Annotated in this window: 11 protein-coding genes and 2 pseudogenes; 3 read left to right on the forward strand and 10 right to left on the reverse strand. The window is 62.6% G+C overall.

All coding sequences use genetic code 11. The features are described 5' to 3' along the window. The first annotated feature begins 280 nt into the window (after positions 1-280). Positions 281-1,018: an MgtC/SapB family protein gene (locus MPN20_RS12125; RefSeq protein ID WP_242782522.1), complete on the forward strand. Its 738-nt coding sequence runs from the start codon at positions 281-283 to the stop codon at positions 1,016-1,018. A gap of 25 nt (positions 1,019-1,043) precedes the next feature. Here MPN20_RS12125 and MPN20_RS12130 read toward each other — a convergent pair whose 3' ends face one another. The 6 genes from MPN20_RS12130 to MPN20_RS12155 all read right to left on the reverse strand — a co-directional run bounded on the left by MPN20_RS12130 (position 1,044) and on the right by MPN20_RS12155 (position 8,746). Then, on the reverse strand, positions 1,044-2,234 hold the full coding sequence (locus tag MPN20_RS12130; RefSeq protein WP_242782523.1) for a M20 family metallopeptidase: 1,191 nt from the start codon (positions 2,232-2,234) through the stop codon (positions 1,044-1,046). 159 nt (positions 2,235-2,393) lie between these two features. Then, positions 2,394-4,268: an amidase gene (locus MPN20_RS12135; RefSeq protein WP_242782525.1), complete on the reverse strand. Its 1,875-nt coding sequence runs from the start codon at positions 4,266-4,268 to the stop codon at positions 2,394-2,396. A 4-nt stretch (positions 4,269-4,272) separates the two neighbouring features. After that, positions 4,273-5,592, reverse strand: coding sequence for an amidohydrolase family protein (locus MPN20_RS12140; RefSeq protein WP_242782527.1), 1,320 nt, complete (start codon positions 5,590-5,592; stop codon positions 4,273-4,275). A 153-nt stretch (positions 5,593-5,745) separates the two neighbouring features. Then, the gene (locus tag MPN20_RS12145) at positions 5,746-7,152 is read right to left on the reverse strand and encodes an MFS transporter (RefSeq protein ID WP_242782529.1); all 1,407 of its coding nucleotides are present in this window, start codon (positions 7,150-7,152) and stop codon (positions 5,746-5,748) included. Positions 7,153-7,366: 214 nt separating this feature from the next. Further along, on the reverse strand, positions 7,367-7,963 hold the full coding sequence (locus MPN20_RS12150) for a TetR-like C-terminal domain-containing protein (RefSeq protein ID WP_242782531.1): 597 nt from the start codon (positions 7,961-7,963) through the stop codon (positions 7,367-7,369). A gap of 171 nt (positions 7,964-8,134) precedes the next feature. Next, complete coding sequence (locus MPN20_RS12155) at positions 8,135-8,746, reverse strand: TetR/AcrR family transcriptional regulator (RefSeq protein WP_242782533.1); 612 nt, start codon at positions 8,744-8,746, stop codon at positions 8,135-8,137. Between the two features lie 92 nt (positions 8,747-8,838). On the opposite strand from MPN20_RS12155, the gene MPN20_RS12160 reads away from it, so the two are divergent. Beyond that, positions 8,839-10,191, forward strand: coding sequence for an ABC transporter permease (locus tag MPN20_RS12160; RefSeq protein ID WP_242782535.1), 1,353 nt, complete (start codon positions 8,839-8,841; stop codon positions 10,189-10,191). Positions 10,192-10,407: 216 nt separating this feature from the next. Beyond that, positions 10,408-11,235: a hydrolase gene (locus tag MPN20_RS12165; protein ID WP_242782537.1), complete on the forward strand. Its 828-nt coding sequence runs from the start codon at positions 10,408-10,410 to the stop codon at positions 11,233-11,235. A 249-nt stretch (positions 11,236-11,484) separates the two neighbouring features. Here the strand turns inward: MPN20_RS12165 and MPN20_RS12170 are convergent, their stop codons facing one another. The 4 genes and pseudogenes from MPN20_RS12170 to MPN20_RS12185 form a co-directional block, all read right to left on the reverse strand. Continuing rightward, positions 11,485-12,636 (reverse strand): acyl-CoA desaturase, encoded by a 1,152-nt coding sequence (locus MPN20_RS12170; RefSeq protein ID WP_242782539.1) that lies wholly within the window; start codon positions 12,634-12,636, stop codon positions 11,485-11,487. A gap of 96 nt (positions 12,637-12,732) precedes the next feature. Next, positions 12,733-13,167, reverse strand: a pseudogene (locus MPN20_RS12175) (response regulator transcription factor); the annotation flags it as partial. 309 nt (positions 13,168-13,476) lie between these two features. Then, positions 13,477-13,698: pseudogene (locus MPN20_RS12180) on the reverse strand (response regulator); the annotation flags it as partial. Beyond that, on the reverse strand, positions 13,695-15,209 hold the full coding sequence (locus MPN20_RS12185) for a histidine kinase (RefSeq protein WP_242782564.1): 1,515 nt from the start codon (positions 15,207-15,209) through the stop codon (positions 13,695-13,697). The gene MPN20_RS12185 and the pseudogene MPN20_RS12180, both read right to left, overlap by 4 nt. Positions 15,210-15,430 lie beyond the last annotated feature (221 nt).

Here is a 15,430-nt window from a genome sequence, read left to right on the forward strand (position 1 = left end):
ATCGCCGAGGTGCTCAGACCACCTCGGCGATGGCCCGTTTCAGATGGTCCTCCGGAAACGGTGCGCGAAACTGCCGCTGACGACACCTCGGTGTTCCCCAGCCATCTACCACGCCAAGTTCAACTGATCCAAGGCACCGACGAACCCTGGCAGCATCGAATCCGGGGCACTGTCGGACCCAGGACAGCACGGAGTCGACGACCGACAGGCTACCGACCGCCGCCGTACCGGGCTACTGTGAAGAGGTCTGCAGATCAGAGCGGCAATGTGTTGGAGGGCAATGAATTCACAGGTCGACTTCTTCGGTTCCACCGGTCTCATCCAGGCCGAGCTGCTCCTGGCGAGCTTCGTGCTGTGTTCGCTCATTGGGTTCGAACGACAGTTCAGGCAGAAGAGCGCCGGGTATCGCACCCATGTGCTCGTGGGCATCGGAACGTGTGCCTTCACTTTGGTCTCGGCATACGGCTTCGCCGGTGTGCTCGAGAATGACGTCCGCCTCGATCCTTCCCGGATCGCTGCTCAGATCGTCTCGGGCATCGGCTTCCTGGGCGCTGGGGTGATCTTCAAAGGTCGCAACATGGTCCGCGGCCTCACCACCGCCGCCACCATCTGGGTGACGGCGGCCGTGGGCATGGCCTGCGGTGCAGGCATGGTCACTCTGGCCATCATGCTCACAATCCTGCACCTGCTGACGCTGTTCGTCATCGCGCCCCTGATCCGGCGGATTCCCGACAACGATCACCGCAAACTGCTGCGGATCACCTACCGGGACGGCGGAGGAATCCTCCGAGATATCCTCGCAGTCGCATCCACGATGGGCTTTGCCAACACCATCGTCGACTCCCGACGCTTCGAGACCGACGAGGGCGTGCACATGGTCCAGATCGACGGAAAATTCGAGGGCAAGCCGCCGCTGCACATGCTCATCCCCCAGCTCATGGAGCTCAAGGGAGTCGACAAGGTCAGCATGCGCGAGGACCGGGTCCACTCGGTCGACGAGGATGGCGACAGTGTCTAACCCGGTGCCAGGAATGCTCCCGTGCTCAGCCGCGCAGGGACCGTGCCCAGGCGAGAGTGGCCAGTGCCGCAGCCTGATCCGGCAGATGCGCGTCGTCGAAGAGCACCTCGGGCGAGTGGTTCGTCGCCGCCGTCGCCGGATCCACCCCTTCGGGTGAGACAAAGAAGAAGAGGAACGCTCCGGGAACTTCGTTGAGCACGAAGGAGAAGTCCTCAGAGCCCATGACCGGATCCGGTGCCTGGACATAGCGTTCGGCCCCGAAGGTGTCCTTCAGCGTCGCGGCGACGAACTCGGTTTCCTGCGCATCATTGATCGTCACGGGGTACTGCTCGTTCCACACCACCTCGGCGGTGCAGCCGTGAGCGGCGGCGATCGACTGCGCAAGCTGCGTGGCCAGGACAGGGAACTTCGTCGTCGACTCTGCCGACAGTGTTCGGACCGAAGCGCCGAGCTTCGCAGTCGCGGGAATGATGTTGACGGCGTTTCCGGCCTCGAGCTGAGTCACCTCGGCGACGATGGGGTCGAAGACGCTGAACGAACCCGTGATCATCGAATACAGAGCCTGGCCGAATTCCATCAGCGGGCGAATCGGATCGGTCGAGTCCTCGGGACGTGAGCTGTGCCCACCCTTGCCGTGCATGGTCACATGGAGAGTGTTGGCCCCGGCCATGACCGTGCCAGGACGGCTGACGAAGGTGCCGGGAACGCCGGGCGCAACGTGGATCGCGTAGGCGGCATCGGGAGTGGCGCCGATGGACTCGAACATGCCCTCCTCGAGCATGATCTTCGCTCCGCCCTGGCCCTCTTCGCCGGGCTGGAACATGAATGCCACGGTTCCGGCGAGCTCGGCCTGGTGGGCGGACAGAAGCTTGGCGGCGCCCACCAGTCCGGTCACGTGCAGGTCGTGTCCGCAGGCATGCATGTTCCCGTTCGTCGACGCATAGTCGAGGCCCGTGGCCTCTTCGACGGGAAGGGCATCCATGTCTCCGCGCAGGAGGATCGTGGGCCCCGGCTTGCCGCCGCGAAGGACGGCGACGACGGAGTTGAGTCCCTGGCCGGTGGTGATCTCGAGCGGCAGGCCCTCAAGGGCGTCGAGGATCATCTTCTGGGTGTAGGGCAGCTCGAGTCCCAGTTCGGGGTTGCGGTGGAGTTCGCGGCGCAGGTCGCGCAGCTCGGTGGTCAGGGACAGTGCCTCAGTCGTGAAATCGATCGTCATTGTGCTTCCTCTGCGGTGATGGTTGGTGCGCGTATGCGGGGTGTCGATGGTGCTGTTTGTGGATGGTGCTGTGTGTCGATGGTGCAGGGTGTCGTGGGCATGGAGTTCCCGACCCCTTGTTCAGGTCACCTGGTCAGATCATCTGTTCAGGTCATCTGTTCAGGTCATCGTCGTGAAGAGTCTGGCCAGGGCGAGCAGCGTCGTCGAGTCCGCCTCGTCGAACGGAATGCCCAATCGTCTCAGCGGTTCTGGCAACTGATCGAACAGGACAGCTGACCTCGCAATATCTCTGTCATCAGGCGACCCCTCGTCAGGTGCACTGTTTCCAGGCGCACTGTTTCCGGGCGCACTCTCTCCAGGTGCACTGTCTCCAGGTGCACTGTCTCCAGATGCACTGTCGTCAGGGTCCGGCACCGGCGAAACAACCGCCTCGGCGTCGATATGGGCGAAGCGCCTGTGATGGTCGGTCAGGGCTTGGAACGCCTCACCGATGTTCAGGATCACAGTGTTGCCTCTGTCTGGATCGTCCGGGGAGTAGGGACCGACGACCTGCAGCGACAGCGGCAGTCCAGCGTCGTCGAAGCCCATTGGCAGCGCCAGCGAGGGATGCGGCACGGCGCAGAATGCGGCGGTGAGGTTCCATTCCTCCTGTGGTGTGCCGCCCTTGAAGACGTAGGGCGGGGCAGGTTCCGGCCAGGTCGGCAGAACCAGTGCATCGACGTTTTGCAGGACTTCGTCGAGCAGAGCGCCGAGGTGGTCCGCCGCACCCAGCGCACGATGGTAGATGTCATCGCTGATGACGCACCCCATGACTGCCAGGCGCCGGAAGGATCGACCGTAGTCGGTCCAGCGGGTGGGCAGGGACTCCTCGTGAACTTCATACATCTCGCGGATCATGATGATCATCGTGGCCGCGATGAGTTCGTCGAGGAAGGGCAGATCGACATAGTCGATGTCGAAACCGCTCGCGCTCAGATCGACCAGCGCCTGGGAGAAGGCCGTGTTCACCGCCGATCCGATCCGATCGGATTCGACGACCTGCTTCGGGACGCCGATGCGCCGAGTCGCCTGCTCGCTGCCGGGATTGGCCGTGTGCTGCTTCGACGGCGCCGCGACCTCGGACGAGTTGTCCTGCTCGCCGCCCCTCCCCGCAGCTCGTCCCTGCATGACTTCGAGCAGCAGTCGGCAGTCACGAGCGCTCCTGGCCATCGGTCCGACCACGTCGAGGGTGGGGCTTGCGTTGAGTACGCCGCCCGTCGGCACTGACCCACGGGTTGGCCGCATCCCGGTGATGCCGCAGTAGGCGGCGGGGATGCGGCAGCTGCCTGAGGTGTCCGTGCCCAGTCCCCCGGCGAAGATGCCCAAGCTGATGCCGATGGCGGTTCCGCAGCTGGAGCCACCCGGCCACCGAGACAGGTCCCAGGGGTTTCGCGGCAGCGGGAACCCCAAGGCCGGATCCGGTCGGCCGGCGGCATGCTCGGCCATGGTCGTCGTTCCTTCGACGACAGCACCGGCAGCCCGCAGGCGATCGACGACCACTGAATCGCGTCCCTCATAGAATGACGGGTCGAAGACCGCGCTCTGCGCCGTGGTCGGAGCTTCGGCCGCCGCGATCATCGGCTTGATGCCCAACGGCACCCCGGCAAGGGGCAGCGACTTTCCGGCACGGGGCAGCGTCGTCGGAGCGAGGGGCAACGATGTTCCGGCGAAAGGCAGCGGCGCCGGGGCGAGAGGCACCGTCTCGAGTGCGTCTTCGGCTCCGGCATCAGCAAGCGCGCGATCAACGCGCCGCGCTGCGTCCGACGCCGAATCGTCGAAGCGCTGCAGGAAGACTCCGGCCTTCTCCCCCACTGCGTCGGCAAGCGCCAGAGAATCCTGCAGCAGTTCACTCGCGCTGACCTCGCCGGCGCGCACTGCCGCGATCTGCGCTGTGAGATCCGGATAGGCGCGGATGAGGTCGCCGGCCGAAACGGCTTCCGTACCCACCGAAACTGCCTGGTCGCGGGCCGAAACGGCTTGGTCCTTCTCTGCCACCGGCTCAGCCGAGTGCGGAGCGGACGGGTGTGACGCCGAACCAGCCTTCGGAGTCCTTGACGAGCGAGCCGCCCTGGAGGACAGCCTTGACGTTGTCGGGCTCGGCGAGCGGTTTGATGTCGGCCAATGGATCGAAGTCGACGACGACGAGGTCGGCGAGTTTACCCTCTTCCAGAGTCCCCACCTCGGCGTCGAGGCGAAGCAGTTCGGCAGCGTTCTTCGTGCCCGCCACGATCGCCTGCATCGGCGAGAATCCAAGTTCCACGGCGTGGACCTCTTCACGCAGATTGACGCCGTGGGGGCACACACCGGCATCGGTGCCGAGTGCCACGCGCACGCCTGCCTCCATGGCCACAGCCACACGTTCGCGGGCGATGGCCGACCACTTGACCTTCTTCTCGTACAGGTAGCCGGGCACGTTCTTCGGGTCCGGAACTCGCAGGGCGCTGCTGAGCGTCGGAACGAGGAAGGTGCCGTGCTCGAGCATGAGGTCGATGCCTTCGTCATCGATGCCGTAGCCGTGTTCGACGGAGCGGACACCACCGCGGATTGCAGCTTTGATGCCTTCGGCCCCCTGCGCATGGGCGGCGACGGGCTGGCCGGATCGCTTGGCGGTCTCGGCAACGATGAGGCGCACGTGCTCTTCGGGCACACCTATGTCGTCAGGGGTATCCGAGGGACTCGAGACTCCGCCTGTGGTGCAGACCTTGATGACGTCGGCACCGGAGCGGACCAGGGTCCGGATGGTCCGGCGCACATCGTCATCGGTATCGATGATCGGGTCGATCGGCATCGCCGGCATCGTTGACATCCCGTTGGGCATCGTGAAGTCAGTGTGCCCACCGGTGGGCGAGAGCGGCGTGATCGCCAGATGGATCCGCGGGCCGAGGAACAGTCCCTGCTGGATGCTGTCCCGGACACCGCGGTCGGTGCCACCCAGATCGCGCACTGTGGTCACGCCGGCCATGAGCGTGTTGCGAGCGTTGACGGCGCTGCGCACGATTCGTTCGGAGCCGAATCGGGCCAGGTTGGCCTCCTGGTTCTCGATCGAGAGCCCGAAGTGGACGTGGGAGTCGATGAAGCCCGGCATCACGGTCTTCCCGCCCAGGTCGACGAGGCGCGGGTTCTCCCCCGGCGCCGAGGTGGCCCCCTCCGCACGCTTTGCACCGACGTAGACGATGCGGCCGTCCTTGATCTCGATCTCGGCGTTTCGTACCGGATCACCGCCGTTGCCGTCGATGAGGGTGGCGCCGTGGAGGACGATGTGCTCGGAGCCGTTGTTCGTGGTCGGCACGTATGCGGTTGGAACGTAGGTGGTGGTCATGAGTGGGTGTGGTCCTTTCATCAGGATTTCGTGATGCGTGCGATTCGGTGACGACGGATTATCGGTGACGACGAGTTATCAGTTGCGACGGACTATCGGTTGCGTCGAACTATCAGCTGCGACGGCATATCGATGTCATTGTCCGTCAGATGCTCACACGGACGTCTTATGTGCTCGCATCATGGCCAGGAAGATCGGGCAGATTCCTGTCGCGATCGCGCAGATTACCCATACGGTGATGTAACCGCCGACGCTTGCTGCACCGGCTTCCGGGATGAGAAAGAGCCCCAGCATTGAGGCGAAGACTGCGCCTGCGATGGCCCCGCCCAGGGTCTTCACCGAGTTGTAGACGCCGGTGGCGATACCGGTTTCATCGTCTGGTGAGCCTTCGGTGGTGGCTGCGGGCAGCCCGCCCAAAAGGAGGCCTCCGCCCAGGCCCGACAGAGCGATGGACAGCAGGACGACGGGGAACGCCAGGTGCCCAACGATCAGCATCACCTGGCCAACTGCAACACTGAGCGTGCCGAGGATGAGGACGCCCTTGAGCGTAATCTTCGAGGCGATGCCGGCATAGAGGATTGCGCCGACCGCGGCCAACAGCATGTTGAGGCCTGTGACGAGGGAGATCTGACCGGCACTGAAATCGAACCCGTAACCGACGGCATCCGGCTGACCGGCAAGGAAGGTCGTCGTGATGCTCTGGGTACCGAACAGGACGATCCCGAAGAGGAACGAGGTCAGGTACACCGGCCACAGTCGGTTGGAGAAGAGGACTCTGAGGTTGAGTGCCGGGGCTTTGGCTCGCAGTTCCCACCAGACGAAGACTGCGATCAGCACGAGGGCAATCACGAGCACTGCGACGGCGAGGCCGGGAGCGGCGCCGAGCATCTTGATTCCTGACAGGAGCGCCAACATGAACACGGCAAGGAGGATGAAGCCTGGCCAATCGATTGCTCGGGCGGTCCGGACGGTGGATTCGGGAATCACGGTGAATACGAAGACAGCCGAGATCACCACGATGATCACGGGCACACTCAAGCGGGCAGCCGGTGACTCTAGTATCGACGAGAAGAGTCCAGCGCACAGCGTTCCGGCCAGGGCACCGATCGTCAGTGACGAGATGAGCATGCCGATGGCACGGCGGGCGGTTTCGCCCTTGATCTGGTTGTGGACGATGGCTAATTCCAGCGGCAACCAGACTGCCAGCGGGCCGGAAAGGACTCGCCCCAGAAGAACGAGTGGGAAGCTGGGGGCAAACGCCACGAGTACAGTGCCCACAAGCACGGAGACGATTCCGATCCGCAGCATTCGCCGGTGGCCGAAGATGTCACCGAGTTTGGCAAGAATCGGGACACAGACACCGGCAGCCAGTGTCTGTACGGTGATGAACCAGGCGATCGAAGCATCAGTGACGCCGAGGTGGTCGCGGATATTGTCCAACAGCGGCACATAGTAGCCCTGCAGAAATCCGCTGGAGAATTCGACGAAGACTAGGAAGCCGACGACCGCCAGTAGGCGCTTCGGAGGTTTGCTGACCAGTGAGGGCGAGGGTGCGGACACACTGAGTCCTTTCTTATATAGACGGGTCGTATATAGACGGGTTCAGGCAGCACAGCTGCGGCGCTGTGCCACTCAGGATTTTCGGTGATTCGGATCGAGCGTGGTGCAGATTGTTCGTGGTCCAGTTCGGCGGGTGAAATCGGAAGAGTCGAGTGAGCCGTCTAGTTCGCCGACCCGTGTTGTCCGATGAGACTTTTCTAGCCCGATACGGCCTCTAGCCCGGCGAGGCCACCAATGAGCGCACCAGCGTCCGGTAGGAGTCTTTGAGCTCAGCGTCGTTGCGGACCTTGGTATCGGGCTTGATCGAGAGTCGGAACAGGGTCAGCCCAGCGATGGCATCGATGATGAGATCTTGGTCGAGCTGGCTGTCCAACTGTCCACGAGCAACGGCCCGAGCAAGAATCTCTCGACCCATGACATGGCGCTTCTTCATATAGCGATCCTCAATCAGAGGGATGACCTCAGCATCGAACATCGCCAACATGGTCCGGTTGTGCTTGGGTTTGGGCTCGCCATCGTGCTTGAAGTTCGTCAGATGCTGCCAAGCATGTTCGACAAGGTCTTCGACAACGTCGCCCGTGTCCGGAGTTTCGCCAAGAGTGACTCTGTCCAGGATGGCTGAAGCGACGAGCTCAGCCTTGGTCGGCCAGCGACGGTAGATCGCCGTCTTGCTGCAACCGACCGCGCTTGCAACTCTCTCGATTCTCAGATTGACGAAGCCAACGTCCTCCAGGCTTTCTCGCGTTGCAGCGAGCACCCGCCCGGTCAGGTCATCATCGAGTGGTCGTCCCTGTGGTGTGGCTTGCGTCATAGATGTATCGCGGCACACCTGCAGTGACTTACGCAACAGAACGTTTCGTATCGTAAACAGCAGGAACGCGAATCAGCGTCACCACAGGTGTCTCTGGGCCACTGGACCACTGGACCACTGGGCCACTGGGCCACTGGGCCACTGGGTCCCTGAGACATACCTTTCAGAACGTCAGCCCTTGTCACCTTCGACCCCACGAAGGACCGACTCGATCGCGAGCGACACTCGATCGAGAGACTCACGGCCGAAGATCGAGACCTGGACGATGGACCCCTGCATCAAGGCAAGGACCGCCGGTGCCATTTCGACAGCTCGACTCTGAGCCGCCTCATCGGAGAGTTCGTGGACACGGCCGAAGTACGCCGCCAGGTAGGACTCGAAATGCCCGATCAGCTCAGCGAAGATCTGCTGTGCGATCGTTGCAAATTCAGCGTTATGCGTGGCTTCACCCCACACCTGCAGCACGAGCGGAGCGAACGGATTGTCATCGACGAGCGAGGCGAGCAGCTGACTGAACACCCTGCTGGGAGGAGGGATCACCTCGGCGGAGCTGAAGTCATCGAGCGCACCCGCACGTTCGGACATAATCCGCCTGCCGACGTCGATCGTCAGCTCCGCCTTGGACGAGTAGTAGACATAGACGGCACCGGCAGAGAGGTCCGCCTCCTTGATGATGTCAGCCATCGAGGCGCCGGTGAAGCCCTTTCGCCCGAAGCATTCGAGCGCAGCATTCTGGATCCGCAGTCGCATAGCGTTCCGATGCTCGTCAGTGACTCTGGGCACTTTTCCTCCAAAAACGAATGATCATTCTTGATATACACTACTCGACGGAGTAAAAAGAACGAGTATTCGTTTTCGACGATAGGACAGCCATTGTGACCAGAATCCTCAGCAACTCGGGAGATCCGAACCGTGCAGGTGGCACTGGCGGTACAGGCAGTGCAAGCGGCACGGGCAGTGCAAGCGGCACGGGCGGCGGCTACTCAAACAGCAGCAGCGGCAACTCCGGTGCCGGTGCGAATAGTTCCGGTGCGAACGGTTCCAGTGCGAACGGTTCAGACGCGAATGGCACCGGTGCGAATGGCACCGGTGCAAATGACTCCGGTGCCGCCAAGAAGCCCAGCCTCAAGCAAGCGCTGCTTGCGGCTGTCTTCGCCTCGGTCATCGTCAGCGTGATCCTGTTGGCGTTCAGCTGGCCCACGGTCACCTCCGACCCCCGCGACCTGCCGATCGCCGCAGTCGGCGACCAGAAGCAGGTCGACCAGATCACGAAGAACGCCCCCGACGGCATGCTCGACCTCACGATGGTCGATTCCCGCGCCGAGGCGCAGCAGCTCATCCGCGAACGTGAGGTCTACGGTGCCTTCATCGTCGGCGATCAGCCGGAGATCCTCACTTCCACCGCCGCCTCCCCCGCCGTGGCGCAGCAGCTCAAGGGAATCGCCACCCAGATGCAGCAGACGATCGACGACCAGGCGATCTCCGGTATGCAGGACGGAATGAAGAAGATGCAGGACGCCCTCAAAGCGTCCGCGCAGGACCCTAGTGCTCAGGGACCGGGTGCAGCCCAGCAGAATCCAGGTGCCGGAGCACCCGACGCCAACGGTCCTGATGCCTCGGCGATGGAGGTCCCTCACGTCAAGGTCACCGACGTCGTGCCGCTCTCCGATGACGATCCGACGGGCGCGGGACTCGCGATCGCGGGCCTGCCCCTGACCATCGGCGGCATCGTCGGCGGTGTTCTCACCAGCATGCTCGTCCACTCGCGTCGCATGCGTGCGGTCGCGGTCCTCGCCTACGGTGTGATCGGCGGACTGGCTCTGACGCTCATCCTGCAGACGTGGTTTGGGATTCTGCAGGGCAACTTCGGGCTCAACGCCCTGGCATCCGGCCTGGCTGTGGCCGCGACAGCCGGCCTCATCAACGGGTTCGTGTCCCTGATCGGGTCCGGCGGCATCGCGATCGGCGCAGTGCTTACGATGTTCATCGGCAACCCGATCTCATCTCTGCAGGCGCCGAAGGAGTTCCTCGCCTGGCACTGGGGCGACATCGGACAGTTCTTTGTTCCTGGAGCCTCGGGCACACTGCTGCGCGATCTCTCGTATTTCCCGGATGCGTCCTTGACGCTGCAGTGGTGGGTGCTCGTCGCATGGCTTGTCCTCGGCATCGGTCTGGTGCTCGTCGGCCACCTCAAGGCCCACGCGGGCGCGCGGAAAACACTGCACTGAAGAAGTGAAGTGGTCAAGTGGTCAAGCACTGACAAAACCTGTCCCGCTGAGCACTGAGCACAGCACCGCCCGCCGTCACACCCGTTCCTCGTGCTGCGAGCCTTGCCCTCCCGGCGAGTCCTCCGATGAACTACGCGACGGCGGGCGGACTGCGTCCAAATGCTGGTCTCACCTGCTGTCGGGGACTACCCTCGAGCAGTAGGAGGAACAGCGAATATGAGCGCACTGACGAACGCCACGATCTGCCGAACATGCGGTGTGGAGACATCAACGCCACCCCCAGCTGAATGTCCGATCTGCACAGATGAGCGCCAGTGGGTTCCAGCCGCGGGGCAGAGCTGGACAACCCGCGAGGAACTCGAGTCCGAGGGACACCGTCTCGTGATCGAGGAGCGTGAGCCCGGACTCTACGCACTGCACGTCGAACCCAGGCTAGGCATCGGGCAGACCTGCTATCTCGCCCAGACTCCTCATGGCAATCTGCTCTTCGACGTTCCGCCCTATATCGATGACGATGCCGTTGCTGCAGTGACAGAGCTTGGCGGCGTCCAGGCCATCGCTGCCAGCCACCCGCATATGTTCGGAGTTCAGCTCGAATGGAGCGCTGCCTTCGAGGCGGCTCCCATCCTCGTGTGCCGAACCGATGCCGACTGGGTCCAGCGACAAGGGCCGAACATCTGGTACTTCTATCGCGAGTCCCAGCCGTTCCCAGGGACCAGTCTGTACCGGACCGGAGGCCACTTCGCCGGCAGCATCGTCGGCCTGTGGACCGGCGCCGACGGCAAGGGAGTCATGCTCAGCGGGGATACGATCGGGCCCGTCGCTCGCGACGGTTGGGTGACGTTCATGCGCAGCTTCCCCAACTATCTGCCATTGTCAGCGAACGTCGTCAGGCGCATAGCCGCCTCGGTGGCAGACTTGGACTTCGACCGAATGTACGGCAACTTCGGTCGGCAGATCTCGTCGGGCGCCAAGGAGGCAGTCCAGTCGTCAGCGCAGCGCTACGCCGAGTGGGTTTCCGGCGAGCACGACGATCTGACCTGACTGTAAGCAAGCTGTCCTGACTACAAGCAATCTGACCTGACTGCAAGCAAGAAGAAACCGGCCAGATCCGAGAAACGGACCTGGCCGGTGATCTGTGCTTGAGGAGCCCCGCTGAAACGGTCGCTCGGGACCAACTACCTCCAGCCTCGGCGCGCGAATCGGCCGCCGGCTGCGAAGCTCAGTTGACTGTTCAGTTCATCTGACTGTTCAGCTCGTCTGGCTGTTCAGCTCAGCAGATCGTCTTGGCGATCAGCGCGAGCGGAACTGCGCGGTGACCGGGCAGTCGAAGGGATCCGCCTCGCCGAGTCCGACGCGATTGAGGTAGCGGACGATGATGCCGAAGGACTCGAAGAGCGTCGTCTCCGTGTACTTGATGTCCTTCTGGCGGCAGTACTCGCGCACCATCGGCTGGACCTTGTGCAGGTTCACGCTGGGCATGCTCGGGAACAGGTGGTGTTCGATCTGGTAGTTCAGGCCGCCCATGAGGAAGCCCATCGGACGTCCGCCCGAAATGTTGCGTGACATAAGAGTCTGGCGACGCAGGAAGTCGATCTTGACGTCCTTCGGCACAATGGGCTGTCCCTTGTGGTTCGGCGCGAACGAGCCGCCCATGTGAACACCGAAGACCATGACCTGGACGATGAAGAAGACGATGCCGATCACGGGGCCAGCGGCCCAGATGGCCAGCAGCGGGAAGCCGATGATGCGGATGGCGATGAGGACACCCTCAACCCAGCGGCGCTTGATCGACGACTGGCCCTTGATGATGGCCTCGACCGAGTTCACGTGCAGCTGCAGGCCAGCCAGCGTCAGCAGAGGGAAGAAGAACCATCCCTGGTGAGCCGCGAACCACTTGGCGAGGCCGGTGCGCTCACGAGCGTCTTCAGCAGTGAAGACCAGTGCGCCGGGAGCGATGTCGCCGTCGACGCCCGCCTTGTTCGGGTTGGCGTGGTGAAGAGCGTTGTGCTTCTTCAGCCACCAGCCGTAGCTGAGGCCGATGAAAAGGTTGCCGACGATCGTCGAGACCCATTCGCCGACTTTGCCGTTGGTGAAGATCTGGCGGTGAGCCGCGTCGTGGGCGACGTAGGCGGTCTGTGTGAAGAGGATGCCGAAGACGACTGCTGTGGCCATCTGCCACCAGCTTTCGCCGATCAGGAAGAGCATCGAGAAAGCCACGACGTAGGAGAGTCCGAGTAGAACGAACCGCAGAGTGTTCCATCCGGGACGCCTGGCCAGCAGGCCGGCTTCCTTGACCTGCGCCATGAGAGCGCTGAAATCACTCGTGAATTCCTGCTGCGCCGTGCCGCGTGTGGCACGCCTGCGCTCGAGGACCTCCGCACGTGATTCTCGATCGAGCGGGGTTGTCGATAATGGCTTACTCTCGACATTCACTGTATTCATATCACTTACGTTACGGACTGACGTCCGTGTTCGCGTCACCCCAGAGCACCGTATTTCACCCCCTACCCTGGTAGGGGGTGGTCTTCAGAGCGAATCTCAGACCTGGGCCTTCGGGACCACGAGGCCCGATTCGTAGGCGGCGATGACGGCCTGCGCACGGTCGCGGGCATCCAGTTTGTACAGGATTCTCGACACGTGCGTTTTGACGGTCTGCACGGCGATGCACAGTGACTCCGCGATCTCCGTATTCGTCTCTCCTCGGGCGACCAGCACGAGGATCTCACGCTCACGGTCGGTCAGCTCAGGCAGTGCTTGAGCATTGGAGCTGCGGGGACCCGCCGCGAAGTGCTCGATCACCCGACGGGTGACGCTCGGCGCGAGAAGTCCATCACCCGATGCCACGATCCGCACCGCCTCGGCGAGTTCATCGGGCACCGCATCCTTGAGCAGGAACCCACTGGCCCCGGCGCGGATCGCGTCGAAGACGTAGTCGTCGATGTCGAACGTCGTGAGCATGATGATGCGTGGGACCGCGGTGTTGATCTCTGTATGAGCGTTCATCTCGCCCGCCAGAGCATCGTTGGCCGCCATCGGTGCCTTCGCAGCTGAAGGCGGAGAGGCGGGTATTGCCGGCTTCGTCAGCCGAGGAAGAAGCGAGGTACGGCGGGAGGTCGAGGTGGACGACGAGGTGGGTTGCTTGGACTGTTTGGACTGTGTGGACTGGTTGGTCTGTGTGGACTGGTTGGTCTGTGTGGGCTGTGTGGATTGTGTGGACTGCTTGAACGATGCGGTCGAGGAAGAGTCGGACGGCGAATTCGAAGTTCGGGTAGTCGAGGCCTGGGGATGCGCTGCAAGAATCTCTCGGGTGGCTTCGATGCCGTCTTGAACGGGCATGCGCACGTCCATCAGGACGATCTCGGGCTTAAGTTCAGCCACGAGCTGCACGCATTCTGCGCCATCGCTCGCCTGACCGACCACCTCGATGTCGGAGTGGGCGTTGAGCAGTGCGGCGAAGCCGGCCCGAACCATTGCCTGATCATCGGCGATCACGATTCGAATCATGAGCGGTCCTCTCCATTGGTTCTCTGCGGGGTGCTGCTCGATAAATTGGCGTCTGGCTGGTTGGTGCTTGACCGGCCGCCACCCAGGTGATCGTCACCGGGTTGGGCTGTACTGGGTTGGGCTGTACTGGGTTGGGCTGTGCCGGGTTCGGCTGTGCTGGGTTGGGCTGTAATGCTGGCGCTCGACTTCTCCGAGCCGGTCTTGGCCGATTTCTGCGAGGTGTTCGAGTTTCCCGAACTCTCCGCATTCGGTGCCTCTGTCGAGGCTCCATTACCTTCCGAGTCGTCCTGGGCGCCGGGAAGTACAGCGACTACTTCAAAGTTGCCGTCTTGAGTCCATCCGGTGCGAAGCTCACCACCCACCGAGGCGGCTCGTTCCCTCATCCCGATGAGACCCTGATGCCGGTGCAGCCCGTGATCTGCGGTCTCCGCCGGGCCCTGTCCCGCGTTATTGACGACGTTGATCCAGAGAGCAGTTCCGCCGTTGTTGACGGTGATGCTCACCTCGGATTCGCGTGCGTGCCGGATGGCGTTGCTCAGCGCTTCCTGCACGATTCGATAGCCGGCCAAGCTCGTGCTGTCGCGCAGGTTCTGACTGACAGGGTCTCCGTTCCACTCCAATGTGACACGAACACCGGCCTGCTGCGCTTTCTGCACGAGCGCTTCGATCTCGGAGAACTTCGGCTGCGGCGCCAGTTCTTGGGACGAGTTATCGTTGCGCAGCACGCTGAGCAGGCCGCGCATCTCGGTGAGTGCATGCCGCGCTGTGACGGAGATGTCCTCGAATTCCTTGCGCACCTCGTCATCGACGTTTTCGTGTCGGAAGGGAGCACTTGAGGCTTGGATGTTGATGATCGACATGCTGTGGGCGACGATGTCGTGAAGCTCGCGGGCGATCAAGGCGCGCTCTTCCACGACGACGCGTTTGGAGTGTTCCTCTGCCGAGTTCTCCATCTCTTTGAGAAGCTCTGACCGGATGTGCTGCCACTGTTGGATGATGACTGCTACGACATAGGTCCCGCCGGCGATGCACGAGAAGACGACGATGTTGACGATAGCCGCGTCCGAGCGGCTGTTCATGTAGTTGAAATGGCCAACGGCCGCGACTCCTGCAGAAACGGCGATGCTGGCGATGAGCGCGGCCAGAGCTACGCCCCAGTGGGCGCGGAGCCCGACGATGAGGATGATGCCGATCTGAGTGATCATCATCGGCACCGACCACGGCCATGGCGAACCAGTTGCAAACGGCCCCAACAGCGGCAACGCTCCGCAGGCGACGATGGAAAAGATGGCACCGAGGACCGGACGCAGCATAGCCAACGGCATCGAGCCAGCATGGATCACGGTAACGAAGAAGGCCAGCGCGACTGGAGTGCTGTAGATGTTGGCGGCGATCGACGATTCGATGGCAAGCATCGCAATGGCAGCAAGAATCACCGCCACCCAGAGCAGGGCTTCAGGGTTGAACCTGCGGTCCGGCGGCAGAAACCTGTCGAACATCTTGATGACCATCACGAATTCGGGTTCTCCTTCTGCGACCCCAGCCGACCTTTGAGGCCGAAGCACCTGGCACGCTCCGTCATGGTGACACTAGCAAACAGGAATTCGCATCCCGTGAGAATATCGCCAGGCGGTCGGAGACCGTCCACAACGCTCAACGCTGGAATCATCTAAAACTATGGCCGTCGAGGTGGCCCCGAGCTTACGTGCAGACCTGCGGTATATGCCCGAGC

Origin of the sequence: Brevibacterium sp. ZH18 (assembly GCF_022748595.1) — a bacterium.
Taxonomy (GTDB): domain Bacteria; phylum Actinomycetota; class Actinomycetes; order Actinomycetales; family Brevibacteriaceae; genus Brevibacterium.